This is a genomic window from Janthinobacterium psychrotolerans, assembly GCF_001677885.1.
Taxonomy (GTDB): domain Bacteria; phylum Pseudomonadota; class Gammaproteobacteria; order Burkholderiales; family Burkholderiaceae_D; genus Janthinobacterium; species Janthinobacterium psychrotolerans.
The window spans coordinates 108,139-126,909 of the sequence record NZ_LOCQ01000060.1 but is presented as its reverse complement, the minus strand read 5'-3'; the positions used below and the strand labels follow the sequence as shown (position 1 = coordinate 126,909).

At 65.0% G+C, this 18,771-nt stretch carries 14 protein-coding genes; 5 read left to right on the top strand and 9 right to left on the bottom strand.

The genetic code is table 11. The annotated features are described in order from the left end of the window. Positions 1–65: 65 nt before the first annotated feature. Both ASR47_RS20710 and ASR47_RS20705 read right to left on the bottom strand, forming a co-directional pair. A complete protein-coding gene (locus tag ASR47_RS20710) occupies positions 66–1,124 on the bottom strand; it encodes an alginate lyase family protein (protein WP_150127902.1) in 1,059 nt (352 codons plus the stop codon). Continuing rightward, on the bottom strand, positions 1,121–2,137 hold the full coding sequence (locus ASR47_RS20705) for a gamma-glutamyl-gamma-aminobutyrate hydrolase family protein (protein WP_245714432.1): 1,017 nt from the start codon (positions 2,135–2,137) through the stop codon (positions 1,121–1,123). Before ASR47_RS20705 ends, ASR47_RS20710 begins: the two co-directional genes overlap by 4 nt. Positions 2,138–2,393: 256 nt before the next feature. Here ASR47_RS20705 and ASR47_RS20700 point away from each other — a divergent pair, with 256 nt between their 5' ends. Then, the gene (locus tag ASR47_RS20700; protein WP_245714431.1) at positions 2,394–2,669 is read left to right on the top strand and encodes a hypothetical protein; all 276 of its coding nucleotides are present in this window, start codon (positions 2,394–2,396) and stop codon (positions 2,667–2,669) included. After that, a complete protein-coding gene (gene dapA / locus ASR47_RS20695; RefSeq protein ID WP_065309694.1) occupies positions 2,666–3,616 on the top strand; it encodes a 4-hydroxy-tetrahydrodipicolinate synthase in 951 nt (316 codons plus the stop codon). The genes ASR47_RS20700 and dapA overlap by 4 nt, the downstream gene beginning before the upstream one ends. Positions 3,617–3,709: 93 nt before the next feature. On the opposite strand, the gene ASR47_RS20690 is transcribed toward dapA, so the two are convergent. From ASR47_RS20690 to kdpF, 7 genes are all read right to left on the bottom strand, one after another. After that, positions 3,710–4,462, bottom strand: a complete 753-nt coding sequence (locus tag ASR47_RS20690; RefSeq protein WP_065309693.1) for a TorF family putative porin — start codon at positions 4,460–4,462, stop codon at positions 3,710–3,712. Positions 4,463–4,590: 128 nt separating this feature from the next. After that, on the bottom strand, positions 4,591–5,298 hold the full coding sequence (kdpE, locus tag ASR47_RS20685; protein ID WP_065309692.1) for a two-component system response regulator KdpE: 708 nt from the start codon (positions 5,296–5,298) through the stop codon (positions 4,591–4,593). Continuing rightward, complete coding sequence (locus tag ASR47_RS20680) at positions 5,291–8,032, bottom strand: DUF4118 domain-containing protein (protein ID WP_065309691.1); 2,742 nt, start codon at positions 8,030–8,032, stop codon at positions 5,291–5,293. Before ASR47_RS20680 ends, kdpE begins: the two co-directional genes overlap by 8 nt. Before the next feature lie 141 nt (positions 8,033–8,173). Beyond that, positions 8,174–8,749, bottom strand: coding sequence for a potassium-transporting ATPase subunit KdpC (gene kdpC, locus ASR47_RS20675; RefSeq protein WP_065309690.1), 576 nt, complete (start codon positions 8,747–8,749; stop codon positions 8,174–8,176). Positions 8,750–8,759: 10 nt separating this feature from the next. Continuing rightward, a complete protein-coding gene (kdpB, locus tag ASR47_RS20670; RefSeq protein WP_065309689.1) occupies positions 8,760–10,826 on the bottom strand; it encodes a potassium-transporting ATPase subunit KdpB in 2,067 nt (688 codons plus the stop codon). After that, positions 10,823–12,640, bottom strand: coding sequence for a potassium-transporting ATPase subunit KdpA (gene kdpA, locus ASR47_RS20665; protein ID WP_065309688.1), 1,818 nt, complete (start codon positions 12,638–12,640; stop codon positions 10,823–10,825). The genes kdpB and kdpA overlap by 4 nt, the downstream gene beginning before the upstream one ends. After that, entirely contained in the window at positions 12,640–12,729 is a 90-nt protein-coding gene (gene kdpF, locus ASR47_RS20660; RefSeq protein WP_034746483.1) for a K(+)-transporting ATPase subunit F, read from the bottom strand. The genes kdpA and kdpF overlap by 1 nt, the downstream gene beginning before the upstream one ends. Before the next feature lie 466 nt (positions 12,730–13,195). Between kdpF and ASR47_RS20655 the strand changes: the two genes are divergently transcribed. The 3 genes from ASR47_RS20655 to ASR47_RS20645 are packed head-to-tail and all read left to right on the top strand — an operon-like array spanning position 13,196 to position 18,747. After that, the gene (locus ASR47_RS20655; protein WP_065309687.1) at positions 13,196–15,193 is read left to right on the top strand and encodes a DNA topoisomerase IV subunit B; all 1,998 of its coding nucleotides are present in this window, start codon (positions 13,196–13,198) and stop codon (positions 15,191–15,193) included. Next, a complete protein-coding gene (locus ASR47_RS20650) occupies positions 15,193–16,902 on the top strand; it encodes a molecular chaperone HscC (RefSeq protein ID WP_065309686.1) in 1,710 nt (569 codons plus the stop codon). The genes ASR47_RS20655 and ASR47_RS20650 overlap by 1 nt, the downstream gene beginning before the upstream one ends. Further along, entirely contained in the window at positions 16,903–18,747 is a 1,845-nt protein-coding gene (locus tag ASR47_RS20645) for a J domain-containing protein (protein WP_065309685.1), read from the top strand. Positions 18,748–18,771: the final 24 nt, after the last annotated feature.

The window sequence follows — 18,771 nt, the reverse complement described above, 5'->3', positions numbered from 1 at the left end:
TGTCTTCCGCTCGCTACCGTTTGGCCCAGCGTCGTGGCGTTCAAAACGCAAAAAATACACATTCATCAAAACAGCGCCAGCGCCCACGCTGGCGGCTGCAATTCCCGCGCCAGCGGCGCATAGGCGGCGTCGAAGCGCGACGCCAGCAGATACACATTGGCCGCGCCCGAGCGGTCCCAGTTGCCCGTAAAACCCTTCTGGCCGGCGGCCACGCGCTTGCGGTCAAAGGGCACGGCGCTGTTGGCGAACTCCGCGTGGGTTTTCTTGCCTTGCGCGTAGGGCGCCAGCCAGGCCAGCGCTTCTTGCAAACGCTGTGCACCGGGCGCGGCGAACCAGTCGTCGCCATGGTTTTTCGCCATCAGGGCGGCGGTCAGCAGCGGCTCCAGGCTGTAGGTGGTGTAATGCAGGGCGTCGCGCTGCTCGAAGTCGAACGGCACGCCGCCCTCACCGATATTGCGCGGCACGTGGGACATAAAGCGCTGTTTGGCGCGCGCGATCAAGGCCGCGTCACCTGTCAGATAGCTTGCCGCCGTGCCGATCTTGATGCGGTGGCTATGCCAGTTATTGCGCGCCGTCGACGGCCCGCCGACCTTGATTGGGTCACTCAGGTAGCCGCTCGCCAGGGTGCGGCAGAATGCCTGCAGCTGCTCGCGTTCGCTGGTACCGAGCAGCTCCTGGATCAGGTCCACGCCCATCAGGAGGCTGGCCAGTTCCGTCTCGTCGACGGGGCTGAACGAGGGCTGGTAGCCGCTGCTCCAGGCCAGCGCCAGCTTGCGCGCATTGTCAAGATAAGCGGCATCGCCAGACAGCCGCCACGCCAGCGCCTGCAGCCGCGCCTGGCGCCAGTCTTCCTGCGCTTGCTGGCTTTGCTTGCGTCCGCCATCGCCATCGAGCAAGCCGCCGGTGCGCACTGCGTCCATCAGGTGCACGGGCCGGTCCACCGCCTTTTGCGCCGCGCGGATCACTTGCGCCGCCAGTTTTTCAGGTACCTGTGCTTTCAAGGCGGCCGCGCGCGACTGTGGCGTTAGTGCAAACGGCAAAGCTTCACCACCCGGTTTTGCCGCCCGCACGCCGGCCAACGGCAGGGCCAGCAGGCCGGCCAGCACTGTGCGCCGGGTAATCAAAAGCGGGTCTCCCGCGCCGCGCGCAGGAAGTTATCGAGTATCGGCGTGCAATCGAGCAGCTCGACGCCGCCGGCCGAATGGAATTCCGGGTGCCACTGCAAGCCCATCACGAAGCGCGCGCGCTGGTAGCGGATCGCCTCGACGATATTGTCGCCATGCGAATACGCTTCCACCGTGATGTCGCGCCCCAGATCCTTCACAGACTGGTGGTGGATCGAGTTCACCAGCGCCTCGCCCGCCTTGGGAAACATCCCGGCCAGGGTCGAGCCTTTCGGGAAGACGATGGTGTGGCGGTGGCGGTCGTACAGGTCGTTTACGTGCGAGGACGCGCCCTCCACGTCCGAGGCGATATCCTGGTACAGGGTGCCGCCAAAGCCCACGTTGATCAGCTGGCAGCCGCGGCAGATTCCCAGTACCGGCTTGCCCGCGTCGACGAATTCGTGCAGCAGTTCCAGCTCATACAGGTCGCGCGCGCGGTCGCCGCTCCATTCGGGCCGGGTGGCCGCTTCCGAATACGTCTGCGGCGACACGTCCGCGCCACCCTGCAGCACCAGGCCATCGAGGTGGCGCGCATAGTGGCGCAGCGTGATATTGCTGGGATGCAGCAGCCCGCTGGTATTGACGGTCGGGATCATGAACACCAGCACATCGCGCGACATCACCCACTGCGCGATCGACTCTTCCAGGTACTGCAAATTCTTGCTGCGCAGGCCAGTGGCGCCCGGCTCCGGGTGAAAAATGCGCGCCGAAATCCCGATGCGCAAAGTGCGCCGCATGAAGTCGCGCCCCGCCTTGTCGCGCATCGAACGGTAGCGCGACGTCAGCACACGCCAGGCCAGCGCGAACGGCGTATCGTTGTCCTTCAGGTAACGCGGCGGCGCCTCGCGCGAGCGGCGGTCGCGCTCATCGGCATCGGAGGCGCGGCCCACGCGGTCAGGGCGCACCGGCGGCACGGCGGCTTGCGGTGCGGGCGTGGGGGGAGAAACGACAGGGGGGATTTTTTCGTCTGACATGGCGTGACTTGCTGGATGGCGGAGACGGTTTCAATATAAACCTCCGTTCCCGAAAGCACGATTCAATTTTGTAACAAAAGCGTACGCATGCCCTGCGTGCGGGGCAAAAACGCAACAGCCCAGCCCTCGCGCACATGGCGGCGGCTGCCAAAAAATACACCGCGTTTACGCCCGCCACCACGCTTTTTAGACCATCTTTACAGGCCCGCTGCTAACCTCGATTGCATCTCAACCACCGCTGCAAAGCACCATCGCCATGGACACATCCCTGCGCCAAGCCACTTTTCTCATCCATATCACGGTCGACAAGGAGTGCCTGTCGGCGCTGCGCCAGCTGGTGTTCAAGACCTGCGGCGCGATGCTGTCGTTCATGCGGGTGGTGGCGGTCGACCATGCCGAACGCATGCGGGTGGACCTGTGCGTGACCGAACCGGCGCTGCGCCTGACGATGGACGCCGTGATGCGCTCGCTGCCGGCGGCGGAATTTGGCCGCATTTGCCAGGACCATCCACGCCACGGTGGTGCGCAATGAACCAGTACGCGTGCGAACACGCGATGTCCTGCGAGCGCATCACGGCCCACTTCCAGGGCATCTGGGTGCCGATGGTCACGCCGTTTCGCGATGGCGCGATCGATGTCGACGCCGCCCAGCAGCTGGCCGGCGAACTGGCCGCCAGCGGCGTCAATGGCTTGGTGGTGTGCGGCACCACCGGCGAGGCGGCCATGCTGAGCCAGGCCGAACAGGGCATGCTGCTCGATAGCGTGCTCGAAGCGGTCGGCCCGCGCTTTCCCGTCGTGATGGGCATCGGCGGCAGCGACACGCGCGCCGTCACGGCCGCCGTGCAGCGCTATCACGACCATCCGCTGGCCGGCCTGCTGATCTCCGCGCCGGCCTATGTGCGGCCATCGCAGGAAGGGATCGTGCGCCACTTCCAGACGATTGCCGCCGCCACCGACCATTCCATCGTGCTCTACAACGTGCCGGCCCGCACCGGCGTGCACATCACGACGGCGACAGCGGCGCTGCTGGCGCGCGACTCGCACTTTGTCGCCATCAAGGAGGCGGGCGGACAGCTCGACCAGTTCGGCCAGCTGCTGCGCGATACCCACCTCGACGTGCTGTGCGGCGACGATGCGCTGCTGCTGGCCAGCCTGTCGATGGGTGCGCATGGCGCCATGTCGGCCGCCGCCCAGGTGCGCCCCGACCTGTATGCCCAGCTGTTCGAACTCGTCAAGTCAGACAACCACGCCGCCGCCGGCGCGCTGTTCCAGACCATGCTGCCTGCCATACGGCTGCTGTTCGCCGAACCGAACCCCGGCCCGATCAAGGCGGCGCTGGCCATGCAGGGCAAGCTGCGCGACGAACTGCGCCTGCCGATGACAACCATGTCGCGCGCCGGCCAGCAAAAGCTGGCGCTGGCGCTCGAACCGATGCTGGCGCTGCCGCACATAGGTCGGGTTAGGCGCGAAGCGCCGTAACCCGACAACACCAGCAACGCCAACAATCATGTCGGATTACGCGGCGTTCCGCCGCTAATCCGACCTGCAACACTGGCCGATGGACGGTGGTGTTCAAAACACCTTGCTGACCGTCAAAATCAACGCCGTCTTGCCCATGAATTTGCCATTCACGGGCGAGGCGTAGGCGGTCTTGCCGGCATTGCTGCCGATCACGGCCAGCGCGCCGGTGAGCACGCCGAAGTCGCGCATGACACCCACTTTCCAGTCCGTATAGCTGGCCGCGTCGTTGTTTTTCACCTTCTGGTGGCCCGCGTGCAGGTTGCCGGTCCAGCCGTTGGCGAGGTCGATATTGGCGCCCAGGTCGAGGTAGCCGCTGTTCTTGCTGTTGACGATGCCGAACAGGTTGGAGACGGCGTGCGAATACTTGATGTAGGCGGGGCCGTACGACAGCTGGCCATAGACTTCCTGGGTGTCCGCATCGGCAAAGCCGGCCACGTGTGTCAAGCCGTTGTCGGCATACACATAGGCCAGCACGCCGGCGTCGTAGCCGATATCGTCGGTGAGCTGGCCGCGCTTGCCCGCATACAGATCGACTTCCACGTCGCCGCTGCCGCCCGCGTCCTTGGTCCACTTGATGGTCGAGGCCCAGGCGCCCGCATACAGGCCGGTGGGGTTGTTGACGTAGTCGGCACCGCCCTGCAGCGCCGGCTTCAAACGCGTTTGCGAGATGCCGCGATAGCGGTAGTCCGACACGCCGGCCACATTGAAACTGACTTCATGGTCCGGTTTGGCTTCCTGCGCGTGGAGCAGGCCGGAGGAAAAAGTAGCAAAGGTGGCGGCGATGGCAAATACGATGTTGTTCATGGTGATACTTCTCATTGGTGGTTGGCCTTTGCCGGGATGGCGCAGCTGGCCCGTCGCTGCAAAATTTTGGGTAAAACGCTCCCCCGGCGCACGTGGCGCCTGATTTCAAAGCGGGGGAATAGAAAGTTTTAGAGCGGCAGCAGCAAGCGGTAACCGACGGCTGTTTCCGTCAGCAGGTATTGCGGCTGGGCCGGATCGGCTTCGAGCTTCTGCCGCAAGTGGCCCATGTAGATGCGCAGGTAGTGGCCGTTTTCACTATTCGACGGCCCCCACACTTCGCGCAGCAGTTGCGGATTGGTCACCACCCTGCCGGCGTTTTTGACCAGCACCGACAGCAGGCGAAATTCGGTCGGCGTCACATGCACCAGTTGCTTGTCGCGCATCACCAGGCGGTTCTGCACGTCGACCGACACGTCGCCGAAGCGCACCACGCCATCGTCAGGCGCGGCCGGGCGGCGCTGGCGGCGCAAGGTGGCGCGCACGCGGGCCAGCAGTTCGCCCACGCCGAACGGCTTGGTCAGGTAATCGTCGGCGCCGGCGTCCAGGGCACGGATTTTTTCGTCTTCGCCCACGCGCGCCGACAGCACGATGACGGGCACGGCCGACCATTTGCGCAGGTCGCCGAGAAAATCGATGCCGTCGCCGTCGGGCAGGCCCAGGTCCAGCACCACCAGGTCGGGGCGGCGCGTGCCGGCGTCGATCAGGCCGCGCTGCAAGGTGGCCGATTCGTGCACCTGCCAGCCTTCGGCTTCCAGCGCGGCGCGCACGAAGCGGCGGATCTGCGGTTCATCCTCGACCAGCAGCGCGGTCGGAGCGGTGGCGTTAGCGTCATTCATGATGTGTTCCAGTGTCAGTCAGTTCGCTGCCCAGTTCTTCGGGCGGCGCCGGCGGCGTCCCCAAAGGCAGCGTCAATACAAAGGCCGCGCCGCGCGCGGGCAGCGGCACTTGCGCGGCAATGGTGCCGCCGTGCGCTTCGACGATGGCGCGGCAGATCGCCAGCCCCAGTCCCACGCCGGGCAGGTTCGATTCGCGTTCGCCGCGCGTGAATTTTTCAAAGATCGCTTCTTCGCGCCCTGGCGGCAGGCCCGGTCCGTCGTCGCTGACCGTCACCCGCAGCCACTGGCCATGCACGCCGGCGGCAATCGTGATGGTGCTGCCGGACGGCGTGTACTTGGCCGCGTTCTCCAGCAGGTTGCACAGCACGCGCTCGATCAGCACGGCGTCGTAGCGCGCCAAAGGCAGGTCGGGCGCGAGCTGCGTGCGCAGCTGGTGCCGCGCCAGTTGCGGGGCGCTGACGCGCAGGGAACTGCCCACCACCTCTTCGAACGCCTGCCATTGCAGGTTCAGGCGCACATGGCCGCTCTCGATGCGCGCCATGTCGAGCAGGTTGGCCACCAGGGCGCTCATGCGCACCGTTTCGGACTGCAAGGAGCGCGCCATGTCCAGCTGCGCGCTCGACAGGGCCGGGCTTGAGCGCGCCAGCGATTCGGCCAGCCCCACCAGCGAGGTCAAGGGCGTGCGCAAGTCGTGCGACAGCGCCGCCAGCAGCGAATTGCGCAGCCGTTCGGACTCCATCTGCACCAGCGCACCCTGCGCCACGGTTATATAGTGCACGCGTTCGAGGGCAATGGCGGCCAGCGCGGCAAAGGTGTCGAGCTGCTGGCGCTGTTCCGGCACCAGCAGCCAGCGCCGGTGCTGGGACGAGTGCTGGGGCGCGCCAAGGGGCAGCAGCGCCAGCAGGCCGCGCGTGCGCATCGGCGCGATCAGGGGCAGATAGAAAATATCGGAGCCGGGCAAGGTATCGGTGCCGGTGCCGGCCGCCTGCGCGCGATCGAAGGCCCACTGCGCGATGCCCAGGTCGAGCTGGCCGGCATCCTTCGGTGCCTGCAGGCGGCCGTCGTCATCGGGCAGCAGCAAGGTGGCGCGGGCGCGAAAAGCGCGTTCGACGGCGCGCCGCGTGATATCGAAAATCTCTTCGGTCTGCAGCACGCCGGACAAGTCGCGCGCAAACTCGTACAGGGCGCGGGCGCGCGCTTCGCGGTGCGTGGCGACGCGCGCCTGGAAGCGCAACCCGGCCGTCAGGCGTCCCGTGATCAGGCCCACGGCCAGCATCACGCCAAACGTGATCACATATTGAAAGTCGCCCACGGCAAACGAAAACCGCGGCGGCACGAAGGCAAAGTCAAAAATGGCCACGCCCAGCAGGCTGGCCAGCGCAGCCGGCCCGCGCCCCAGCCGCACCGCCACCAGCACCACCGTCAGCAGCGACAGCATGGCGATATTGGCCAGGTCGATATACGGCAGCAGCGGCACCGAAGCCAGCGAGGTGGCCAGGCTGGCGCCAGCGGCCAGCCCGTAGCGCCAGGCGCGTCCGGGACGGGGTATGCGCACGTCCTCGACAGTCTTGCGTGGCGCGGCGTCGAGCGCCGGCTGGCCCACTTCGATCAGATCGATATCGGGCGCCAGGCCGGCGATGCGCGCGGCGCTGGCCGCATGCCACAGCCGCGCCAGCGGCCCACCCTGGCGCCGTCCCATCACCAGCTTGGCGATATTGGCGCCGCGCGCATGCTCGACGATCGCGCCGGCGATGTCGTCAGCCGCGACGATGGCGGTACGCGCACCCAGGTCCTGCGCCAGTTTCAGGGTATTGAGTATGCGTTCGCGCTCGCGCGCCGGCAGGCGCTGCAAGCGCGGCGTTTCCACATACAGCGCATGCCATTCGGCGTTCAGCTGGCCGGCCAGGCGCGCCGCGCTGCGCACCACCTGTTCGCTCCCCGCATGCGGGCCCACGCAGGCCAGCAGCGCGGCGCCTGTCTTCCAGACCGGGTTGATCGATTTTTCCAGCCGGTAGGCCTGCACGTCGTCCTGCACGCGGTCGGCCGTGCGGCGCAGCGCCAGCTCGCGCAGGGCGATCAGATTGCCCTTGCGGAAAAAATGCTGCGACGCGCGCTGCGCCTGCTGCGGCTGATACACCTTGCCCGCTTTCAGGCGCAGCAGCAGTTCGTCGGCGGGAATATCGACCAGCACCACTTCATCGGCGCGGTCGAACACGGTGTCGGGCAGGGTCTCGGCCACGCGCACGCCGGTAATCCCGCCCACCACATCGTTCAGGCTTTCGAGGTGCTGCACATTGACGGTGGTGAGCACGTCGATGCCGGCGGCCAGCAGTTCCTCGACATCGTGCCAGCGCTTCGGATGGCGCGAGCCTGCCACGTTCGAGTGCGCCAGCTCATCGATCAGTATCACGGCCGGCTGGCGCAGCAGCGCGGCGTCGAGGTCGAATTCGCCGAGCGACTTGTCGCGGTAGACGATGCTTTTCAACGGCAGCTGCGGCAAGCCGTCCAGCATGGCCGCCGTCTCCGTGCGCCCGTGCGTTTCCACCACGCCCACCAGCACGTCGACGCCATCGGCCAGCAGCTTGCGCGCCGCGGCCAGCATGGCGTAGGTCTTGCCGACGCCGGCCGAGGCGCCGAAATAGATGCGCAGGCGGCCACGCGTGGCTTTGTGTTCCTGTGCCTGGACCTGGGCCAGCAGGGCATCGGGATCGGGGCGGTGGTCGTTGGAGGGCATGGGTGTATTCTAATCTTCCTGGGACAGGGCGTAGGTCGGATTAGGCGGGGCCGCCGAGGCCGCAGGCCGTAATCCGACAACATTGTTGGCTTGGGCTGGTGGTGTTGTCGGATTACGCGCAAGCGCTAATCCGACCTACCGTTACCGCGCAGCGGCGTCCAGCGCCAGATTCAGTTCCAGCACATTCACGCGCGCTTCGCCGAAAAAGCCGACATAGGCGGTTTTTTGCGCCTTGGCGATGGCGTTTTCCACTTGCGCCAAAGGCAGGCCGCGCACGCGGGCCACGCGCGGGGCCTGGTAGATGGCGGCGGCCAGGCTGATTTCCGGGTCCAGGCCGCTGCCCGACGCCGTCACCAGGTCGACCGGAATGGCGCGCGTGTTGCCGGGGTCGGCTTCTTTCAATGCCGCGATGCGCGTCTTGACGGCGTCGACCAGGGCCGGATTGCTCGGCCCCAGGTTCGAGCCGCCCGAGCCGGCGCCGTTATTGGCCATCGGCGCGGTGGCCGAGGGGCGGCCCCAGAAGTATTTGGGTGACGTAAAGGACTGGCCGATCAGGGTCGAGCCGACCGGCTTGCCGGCGTGTTCGACGATGCTGCCAGCGGTCTCCTGCGGGAAGACGACCTTGCCGATGCCGGTGGTGGCCAGCGGATAGAGCACGCCGCAAATCACGGTCAGCGAAGCAAACAGCACCAGGGCGGGACGTACGATGGTATTCATGCTATTTCCTTTAGATAAAGTTCAGTGCCGACAGCACCATGTCGATCAGCTTGATGCCGACAAACGGCAGCACGATGCCGCCCAGGCCATAGACCAGCAGGTTGCGGCGCAGCAGGCTGGCCGCACCGATGGCCCGGTACTGCACGCCCTTCAAGGCCAGGGGAATGAGCACGACGATGATCAGCGCATTGAAGATCACCGCCGACATGATGGCCGAGGCGGGGCTGGCCAGGTGCATGATGTCGAGCGCCTTCAATTGCGGATAGGTGCCGACAAAGGCCGCCGGAATGATGGCGAAATACTTGGCGATATCGTTCGAGATCGAGAACGTGGTGAGCGATCCCCGCGTCATCAGCATCTGCTTGCCGATTTCGACGATTTCCAGCAGCTTGGTCGGGTTCGAGTCGAGATCGACCATATTGCCCGCCTCCTTCGCCGCCTGCGTGCCCGAGTTCATGGCCACGGCGACGTCGGCCTGGGCCAGGGCCGGCGCGTCGTTGGTGCCGTCGCCCGTCATCGCCACCAGGCGGCCTTCGGACTGGTAGCTGCGGATCAGTTTGAGCTTGTCCTCCGGCGTCGCCTCGGCCAGGAAATCGTCGACGCCCGCTTCGGCCGCGATCGCCGCCGCCGTCAGCTTGTTGTCGCCGGTGATCATCACCGTCTTGATGCCCATGCGGCGCAGTTCGGCGAAACGCTCCTTGATACCGCCCTTGACGATATCCTTCAGTTCCACCACGCCCATGACCTTGCCGGCATCGACCACCACCAGCGGCGTGCTGCCGCGGCGCGCGATATCGTCGACGGCGCGCGACACTTCCGCCGGATACGGCTGGCCCAGCGCTTCCACATACTTCTTGACCGATTCGGCCGCGCCCTTGCGCACCTGGCGATCCGCGATATCGACGCCGCTCATGCGCGTTTGCGCCGTGAACGGGACAAAGGTCGCATTCAGGCTGGCCATCTCGCGTTCGCGGATATTGAACTGCTGCTTGGCCAGCACCACGATGCTGCGCCCTTCCGGCGTTTCGTCGGCCAGCGAGGCCAGTTGCGCCGCGTCGGCCAGCTGCTGTTCCGTCACGCCGGGGGCCGGCACGAAGCTGGCCGCCTGGCGGTTGCCCAGGGTGATGGTGCCGGTCTTGTCGAGCAGCAGCACGTCGACGTCGCCGGCCGCTTCCACCGCACGGCCCGAGGTGGCAATCACATTGGCCTGCATCATGCGGCTCATGCCGGCCACGCCGATGGCGGACAACAAACCGCCGATGGTGGTCGGGATCAGGCACACCAGCAGCGCGATCAGCACCGTGATGGTGACCGGCGTGCCGCTGCCGGCGGCGGCCACCGCGAACAGCGAGTAAGGCAACAAGGTGACGGTGACGATCAAAAACACGATCGACAGGGCCACCAGCAGGATCGTCAAGGCGATTTCATTGGGCGTCTTCTGGCGCTTGGCGCCTTCGACCATGGCGATCATGCGGTCGATAAAGGCTTCGCCGGGGTTGACGGACACTTGCACCAGCAGCCAGTCCGACAGCACGCGGGTGCCGCCGGTGACGGCGGAAAAGTCGCCGCCCGACTCGCGGATCACGGGCGCCGACTCGCCGGTGATCGCGCTCTCGTCGACCGAGGCCACGCCGGCCGTCACTTCGCCGTCGGCGGGAATCACGTCACCGGCTTCGACCAGCACCGTCATGCCACGGCGCAGGTCGGTGGCCGGTGTCGGCAGCCAGGAGGTGCCGTATTTGGGCACCTGCATTTTCTTGGCCATCACGGTCTGCTTCAGGGCGCGCAGCGAGGCCGCTTGCGCCTTGCTGCGTCCTTCGGCCAGCGCTTCGGCAAAGTTCGCGAACAGCACGGTGAACCACAGCCACACGGCAATCGCCGCGATAAAGCCGAACGGCGCCTCGCCTTTGCCCGCCAGGGCCTGGATCGCCAGCAAGGTAGTGATGATGCTGCCCACGTAGACAACAAACATCACGGGGCTGCGCCACTGCGTGCGCGGGTCGAGTTTCTTGAAGGCGTCGCCGATGGCGGGCAGCAGCAAGGCAGGGTCGAACAGGGTTAATGTTCTGGTTTTCATGGTAATTGAGTAAAGAGTTGGAGGTGTTCGATGACAGGGCCCAGGGCCAGCGCAGGAACATAATTGAGCACGCCCACCAGGATCACCACGCCGATCAGCAGGCCGATGAACATGGGGCCATGCGTGGGCATGGTGCCGGCGTTGGCCGACAGGCGCTGCTTGGCGGCCAGCGACCCTGCCACGGCCAGCACCGGCACGATCACGGCAAAGCGGCCAAACCACATGGCGATCGCCAGCATCACGTTGTAGAACGGCGTATTGGCCGACAGCCCCGCAAACGCGCTGCCGTTGTTATTGGCGGCCGAGGTAAAGGCGTACAGGATTTCCGAGAAACCGTGGGCGCCGGGATTGGCCACGCCCGCCTTGCCCGGTTCGAGCATGACGGCGATCGCCGTGCCGACCAGCACCAGCGCTGGCGTGACCAGGATGGCCAGCGAGACCATCTTCATTTCATGCGCCTGGATTTTCTTGCCCAGGTATTCGGGGGTGCGCCCTATCATCAGGCCGGCGATAAAGACGGCCAGGATGGCGAACATCAGCATGCCGTACAGGCCCGTGCCCACGCCACCGAAGATCACTTCGCCGAACTGCATCAGCAGCAGCGGCACCATGCCGCCCAGCGGCATGTAGGAGTCGTGCATGGAGTTGACGGCGCCGCACGACGCGGCCGTCGTCACGGCCGCAAACAGGGCCGACGAACTGACGCCGAAGCGCGTTTCCTTGCCTTCCATATTGCCGCCCGCCTGCAGGCTGCTGACCTGCTGGTCGACGCCCAGCGCCTGCAATGCCGGATTGGCCTGCTGCTCGGCCTGCATCACGCCGGCCGTCATGACGACAAAGATCACCGTCATCGCGGCCAGCACGGCCCAGCCCTGGCGCATGTCGCCCACCATGCGGCCAAAGGTGAAGCACAGGCCGGCGGGAATCAGGAAGATGGCCAGCATCTGCAAAAAGTTCGAGGTGAACGTCGGGTTTTCGTACGGATGGGCCGAATTGGCGTTGAAAAAACCGCCGCCGTTGGTGCCCAGCATCTTGATCGCTTCCTGAGATGCCACCGGGCCCATGGCGATGGCCTGCGTGGTGGCGACCTGCGCCTGCATCACCGGCTTGCCGGCGGCGTCCAGTACCGGCTGGCCGGCGGTATCAACTTTCGGCGTTTCATAGCTGACCTGGTCGAGCAGGGTGACTTCCTTGTACGGTGAAAAATTCTGGATCACGCCTTCGCCCATGAAGACGACGGACAAGGCCAGCGACAGCGGCAGCAGGATGTACAGGGTGGAGCGCACCAGGTCGACCCAGAAATTGCCGATCGATTTGCTCGAGCGTGCGGAAAATCCCCTGACCAGCGCGAAGATCACGGCGATGCCGGTGGCGGCCGAAAAGAAGTTCTGGCAGGCCAGGCCCAGCAACTGGGTCAGGTAGCTCATGGTCTGCTCGCCGCCATAGCCCTGCCAGTTGGTGTTGGCGACAAAGCTGACGGCCGTATTGAACGAGGAATCGGCGCTCACGCCGGGCAGCCCCTGCGGATTGAAGGGCAGCACGCCCTGCAGGCGCTGCAGGCCATAGACAAAAAAGGCGCCCACGGTATTGAAGGCAATCAGCGCGATGGCATAGTGTTTCCAGCCCATGGCGCGCTCGGCACCGGCCTTGACGCCGGCCAGGCGGTAGAGCACATTTTCACCGCGTTGCAGCCAGCCCAGGCCGCGGATCGGCGCCTCGCCAGCCACCCTGGCCATGTACAGGCCCAGCGGATAGCCGGCCGCCAGCAGCACGGCCAGGAACAGCACCAGCAGCAGTATCGATTGCGTCGTCATTACAGCTCCTCCGCTTTCAGCAGCGCCACCAGCAGATAGACCAGCAGGCCGGCCGAGACCACGGCGCCCAGCACATAAAAGGCGTTCATTGCGCGCCTTTCCGCTGGGGCTGCCCCAGGCGGTCGCAGGCGCCGGCAAAGCCGGCCACCACGACATAGAACACGGCCATCAGGCCCAGGTATACGAGATCCATTCCCACCCTCATTCAGGTTTGTTTTTGACAGGGGGAAGCTTAGCCAGAAGGGTCTAAAAAATTCGTAAAGACTGGCTCGGCCGGTGTAAACAGGATGTAAAAATTGCGTATTACTATCAAGGCGCGAGATGAACGGCGCACCATCGTTGCCAAGGAGTAGCGCCATTGCGCGCCGATCACGATAGAATGCGCGAGCGTCCGCACAAGGACGCCCGGCCTGCCGCAATGCGCTGCCACAGTGACGCGAGGCGCGATATACTGTATATTCATACAGTTATCGCCGCCGCTGTCAATCTGGCTATTCCCCGCACAGCAAGCGCGCCTGGCGTTCCAACCACTGTCTTTACTTAGCTTGAACACGTATGGCCACTAAAAAACCAGCATCCGACTACAGCGAATCATCCATCCGTGTCCTGAAAGGGCTGGAACCCGTCAAGCAGCGCCCGGGGATGTATACCCGCACTGAAAATCCGCTGCACATCATCCAGGAAGTGATCGACAATGCCTCCGACGAGGCGCTGGGCGGCCATTGCACGCATATCGCCGTGACGCAAAACGTCGACGGCAGCATCACGGTCGAAGACAATGGCCGCGGCATTCCCGTCGGCCTGCACCCGGAAGAAGGCGTGCCGACCGTGGAAATCGTGTTTACGCGCTTGCACGCGGGCGGCAAGTTCGACAAGGGTTCGGGCGGCGCCTACGCGTTCTCGGGCGGCCTGCATGGCGTCGGCGTGTCGGTCACCAATGCGCTGTCCTCGCGCCTGGAAATCACCGTCTGGCGCAAGGAAAGCGACGGCAATGGCCTGCACCATATGGTGTTTGCCGATGGCGACGTGATCGAGCCTTTGACCTCGCGCCCTGCCCCGCGCGACGGCAAAAAGTCGGGCACGCGCGTGACCGCCTGGCCGAACGCCAGGTATTTTGACTCGCCGAATATCTCGCAGCCCGAGCTGCAGCGCCTGCTGCGCTCGAAAGCCGTGCTGCTGCCCGGCGTGACCGTCACGCTGACCAATGCGAAAACCGGCGACACCCAGACCTGGCTGTACGCCGAAGGCCTGCGCGGCTACCTGACCGAATCGCTGGCGCAGGTATCGAACGGCGAAACCCTGATCCCGCTGTTCGAAGGCGCGCAGTACGCCAGCGGCGAGTCCGACGGCTTTGCCGAAGGCGAAGGCGCCGCCTGGGTGGTGGCGTGGACCGAAGAAGGCGCCATCGTGCGCGAATCCTATGTCAACCTGATTCCCACCTCGAACGGCGGCACGCACGAATCGGGCTTGCGCGAAGGCCTGTTTGGCGCCGTGAAGAACTTCGTCGAGATGCACTCCTTGCTGCCCAAGGGCGTGAAACTGCTGCCCGAAGACGTGTTTGCGCGCGCCTCCTTCGTGCTGTCGGCCAAGGTGCTGGACCCGCAATTCCAGGGTCAGATCAAGGAGCGCCTGAACTCGCGCGACGCCGTCAAGCTGGTCTCGACCTATACCAAGCCGCCGCTGGAACTGTGGCTGAACCAGCACGTCGACTACGGCAAGAAGCTGGCCGAGCTGGTGATCAAGCAGGCGCAGTCGCGCCAGCGCTCGCTGCAGAAAGTGGAAAAGAAAAAATCGTCGGGCGTGGCCGTCTTGCCGGGCAAACTGACCGACTGCGAATCGTCGGACATCACGCGCAATGAACTGTTCCTGGTCGAGGGCGACTCGGCCGGCGGCTCGGCCAAGATGGGCCGCGACAAGGAGTTCCAGGCGATTTTGCCGCTGCGCGGCAAGGTGCTCAACTCCTGGGAAACCGACCGCGACCGCCTGTTCGCCAATAACGAGATCCACGATATCGCGGTGGCCATCGGCGTCGATCCGCACAGCGCCGGCGACACGCCCGATTTGTCAGGCCTGCGCTACGGCAAGGTGTGCATTCTGTCCGATGCGGACGTCGACGGCTCGCACATCCAGGTACTGCTGCTGACGCTGTTCTTCAAGCACTTCCCGGCGCTGATCAAGAAAGGCCATATCTGCATCGCCCGTCCGCCTTTGTACCGGGTCGATGCGCCGGCGCGCGGCAAGAAGCCGATCCAGAAAATCTATGCGCTCGACGACGGCGAGCTGGTGGCCATCGAAGACAAGCTGCGCAAGGAAGGCGTCAAGCAAGGCGCCTGGGCGATCTCGCGCTTCAAGGGCCTGGGCGAGATGAACGCCGAGCAGTTGTGGGAAACCACCATGAACCCGGACACGCGCCGCCTGCTGCCCGTGACGCTGGGCGCGGTCGACCATATCGATTCGAGCGCGCGTTTCAATATGCTGATGGGCAAAGGCGAAGCGGCCGGCCGCCGCGCCTGGATCGAAGAACACGGCAATGAAGCGGAGGCGGACATCTGATGATCATCGGCATCGACCTGGGCACCACCAACAGCCTGGTCGCCATCTGGCGCGACGGCAAGGCATCGATCATTCCCAATGCATTGGGCGAGCACCTGACGCCATCGTGCGTCAGCATCGACGACGACGGCACGGTGCTGGTGGGCCGCGCCGCGCGCGAACGCCTGCAGACGCACCCGCAACTGACGGCGTCCGTCTTCAAGCGCTACATGGGCAGCGAAAAGAAGATCACCCTCGGCACGCAGCAGTTCCGCCCCGAGGAGTTGTCGTCGATGGTGCTGCGCGCGCTGAAGGAAGATGCCGAAGCCTTTTTGGGCACCAGGGTCGAAGAAGCCATCATCACCGTGCCGGCCTACTTCAGCGATGCGCAGCGCAAGGCCACGCGCATCGCCGGCCAGCTGGCGGGCTTGCGCGTGGAGCGCTTGCTCAACGAGCCGACGGCAGCGGCACTGGCCTACGGCATCCGCGACAAGGAACAGGAAAGCAAATTTCTCGTGTTTGACCTGGGGGGCGGCACGTTCGACGTGTCCATCCTGGAGCTGTTCGAAGGCGTGATGGAAGTGCGCGCCTCGGCCGGCGACAATTTCCTCGGTGGTGAAGACTTCGTTACCGTGCTGGTCGACGCCTTCCTGGAACACAGCGGTTTACAGAAGGCGATGGGCAGCCGCCAGTTCGATTTGCGCCAGCAGCAGTTGCTGCGCGACGAGGCCGAACGGGTCAAGCGCTTGCTGTCCGATCAATCGCCGGTGCGCATGAACACGCGCTTTGAACACACCGACTACAGCTGGGAAATCAGCGAAGACAGGCTGGCGCAGTTGTGCGAACCGCTGCTGGCGCGCCTGCGCGTGCCGGTCGAGCGCGCGCTGCGCGACGCCACCATCCGCGCCGCCGAACTCAATGAAGTGGTGCTGGCCGGCGGCGCGACCCGCATGCCGCTGGTGCGCAAACTGGTGTCGCGCATGTTCGGCCGCTTCCCCGCCATCCACCTCGATCCCGACGAAGCGATCGCACTGGGCGCGGCCGTGCAGGCGGGCCTCAAAATGCGCGACGCGGCGCTCGACGAAGTGGTGATGACGGACGTGGCGCCCTACTCGCTGGGCATCGGCATTTCACGCCAGATGGGCCCGAACCAGTACGAAGGCGGCCACTACCTGCCGATTATCGAGCGCAATTCGGTGGTGCCGGTGTCGCGCACGGAAAACATCGTCACCATCCACGACAACCAGAAGGAAATCAATGTGGCGATCTACCAGGGCGAATCGCGCCTGGTGGCCGACAACGTTTTCCTGGGCAAGATCAACTTCCCGATTCCCGCCAAAAAGGCCGGCGAAGTGGGCATCGACGTGCGCTTTACCTACGATATCAGCGGCGTGCTGGAAGCCGAAGTGACGGTGCTGGCCACCCAGGAACGCCACAAGATGATCATCAGCGACAACGCCGGCGTGATGACGCCGGAGCAGATCGAGCAGCGCTTTCTTGAGCTGGCCGACCTGAAGATCCACCCGCGCGACCAGATCGAAAACCGCACCCTGGTCACGCGCGCCGACCGCCTGTACGAACAGTCACTGGGGGAAGTGCGCCAGTACCTGGCCGATCATACGGCCAACTTCCAGGCCGCGCTTGAAACGCAGGACCCGTCCACCATCCGCAAGGCGCGCCAGGCCCTCGACGAGGTGCTGCGCCAGGTCGAGAGCGAGAGCTTTTTGTAAATGAACAGCAGGCGCAGTCTATGGCACATCCTCGGCACGGAGCCGACCGGCGACGAGCGCGCCATCAAGCGCGCCTATGCGAAGCGCCTGAAGGTCACGCGCCCCGAGGACGATCCGCAAGCGTTCCAGGAGCTGCGCGACGCGTATGAATACGCGCTGCACCATGCGCCGCGCTTTGCCGAAGAATTGGCGCAATCACATGAAGAGTTTGAGGTAGCGGCGCCCGTTGCCGTGCCTGAACCGGTGGTCGAAATGCCGCTGGAAGCACAGGTAGAGACAAAGCTGGAGTCACCTCCGGCCGAGCTATGGGGCATCGTCGAAAACACGATTCCGGCGCCACCGGCCGAACTATGGGGCGTCATCGACACCCCTCCACCACCGCCGCCCGAGCTATGGGGGGTCATCGAGATCGATCCTGCCGAGGAAGCGGCCAGCATCTGGCAGGCCTGCCTCGACCAGTTGCAGCAGTTGGGCGCCGAGCCGGCATTGGCCCATACCCTGCAGGACCCTGCCCTGCTGCGGCTCGACGTGCGCGAAGAGTTCGAGCTGTGTGCGCTGCGCTACTGCGCCAGCGAGAACTACAATATCGACCTGCGCGACGCCGTATTTGCCGCGCTGGGCTGGAACGGCGACTTTTCCTACCTGGCGCGCAGCCATGGCGAGCTGGTACGCAGCGCCGTGCAGCGCTACCGGGCCGACCAGTCGTTCATGCACTTTATCGACTTTGGCGAGAATTATCCGGGGCTTGACGTCATCATGTCGCAAAAGCCGCCATCGGCCTATGCGCGCCAGCTGTCCGATCAAAAATTCACCAGGCAGCTGCGCGAACTGCTGTACACCATACGCTGGCATCACGGCGAAATGCTGGCCTGCAAACTCGATATCGCGCAGTTCGAACGCTGGGAGCATGCGGTCTTTTCCAAGCGCTATTTCCGGCAGACGGCCCTGCACTCGGCCGCGCTGGGCTTCGCGCTGCATTTCATGCTGGCCGGTGTGGTCAGCGTGGCCGGCATGGAGCTCGATAATGTCGGCAGCAAGGTGAGCCTGTTCGGCTGCCAGGCGCTGGCCTTCGCACTGCTGGCCATGCTGGCCTTGCGCTGGCCGGCGGCCCTGTTCGACCAGTTGCAAGGTTTCAAGGAGCGCACGGACGAACGCCTGCCCGCCTTGCAGTCGCGCCCCGGCCTGCTGCAGCTGGGATGGATTATTCCCTTCATGTTCGTCTCGCTGCTGCTGTTCGCGCCCGGCCCGGCGCCGACGCTGCGCGTGGCCACCGCCAGCGCGCTGTGCGTGCTGGCCTTGCTGGCGTATGCCGCCAATCGCAGCCTGCTGCAAGGCCTGTTCGGCTACGCGGTGGGCCTGTCGCTGTTTGCCAGCATCTTCATGAGCGGCAAGGGACAAAGCGCGCTGGCGATCGGCGACAGCATGATGCTGGTGTTCTGCCTGCTGGTGCTGGCGCTGCGCACGGCCAACGGCCTGTATGGCCAGTGCGGCTGGCCGGAAGCGATGCTGCCGCGTCTGCGCGCGACGTGGGTCACCGGCGCCGCCATTGGCCTCGCTGCGCTGGCCCTGCAACCGGCGGTCGCAACCGTGCTGGGCGCCATGCTGTTTGCCTGGGCCTGCGTCGGCATGCTGTTCGCCCCTGCCGACCTGCGCTGGAAGTTTTCCTGGCCGCTGGTGCTGGCGCCGGCAATCGCCAGCTTTTTGCTGGCCGGCCAGGTCTCGGGCACGCAAACGCACACCATGATCAAGCTGGGCGCCGTGCTGGCGCTGGCCGTGCTGTATTTCACCATGCTGCATCTGTATCGCCTGCACCGGCTGTCGCGCACCCAAAACGGGCTGTCATGACAGGCCCACGAATTCAACCGCAAT

What these genes read in the sequence shown, in the direction of transcription:
- ASR47_RS20705 (WP_245714432.1), bottom strand. Translation starts at nt 2,137, where the DNA reads ATGTCAGACGAAAAAATCCCCCCTGTCGTTTCTCCCCCCACGCCCGCA.
- ASR47_RS20700 (WP_245714431.1), top strand. Translation starts at nt 2,394, where the DNA reads ATGGACACATCCCTGCGCCAAGCCACTTTTCTCATCCATATCACGGTC.
- dapA (WP_065309694.1), top strand. Translation starts at nt 2,666, where the DNA reads ATGAACCAGTACGCGTGCGAACACGCGATGTCCTGCGAGCGCATCACG.
- ASR47_RS20690 (WP_065309693.1), bottom strand. Translation starts at nt 4,462, where the DNA reads ATGAACAACATCGTATTTGCCATCGCCGCCACCTTTGCTACTTTTTCC.
- kdpE (WP_065309692.1), bottom strand. Translation starts at nt 5,298, where the DNA reads ATGAATGACGCTAACGCCACCGCTCCGACCGCGCTGCTGGTCGAGGAT.
- ASR47_RS20680 (WP_065309691.1), bottom strand. Translation starts at nt 8,032, where the DNA reads ATGCCCTCCAACGACCACCGCCCCGATCCCGATGCCCTGCTGGCCCAG.
- kdpC (WP_065309690.1), bottom strand. Translation starts at nt 8,749, where the DNA reads ATGAATACCATCGTACGTCCCGCCCTGGTGCTGTTTGCTTCGCTGACC.
- kdpB (WP_065309689.1), bottom strand. Translation starts at nt 10,826, where the DNA reads ATGAAAACCAGAACATTAACCCTGTTCGACCCTGCCTTGCTGCTGCCC.
- kdpA (WP_065309688.1), bottom strand. Translation starts at nt 12,640, where the DNA reads ATGACGACGCAATCGATACTGCTGCTGGTGCTGTTCCTGGCCGTGCTG.
- kdpF (WP_034746483.1), bottom strand. Translation starts at nt 12,729, where the DNA reads ATGAACGCCTTTTATGTGCTGGGCGCCGTGGTCTCGGCCGGCCTGCTG.
- ASR47_RS20655 (WP_065309687.1), top strand. Translation starts at nt 13,196, where the DNA reads ATGGCCACTAAAAAACCAGCATCCGACTACAGCGAATCATCCATCCGT.
- ASR47_RS20650 (WP_065309686.1), top strand. Translation starts at nt 15,193, where the DNA reads ATGATCATCGGCATCGACCTGGGCACCACCAACAGCCTGGTCGCCATC.
- ASR47_RS20645 (WP_065309685.1), top strand. Translation starts at nt 16,903, where the DNA reads ATGAACAGCAGGCGCAGTCTATGGCACATCCTCGGCACGGAGCCGACC.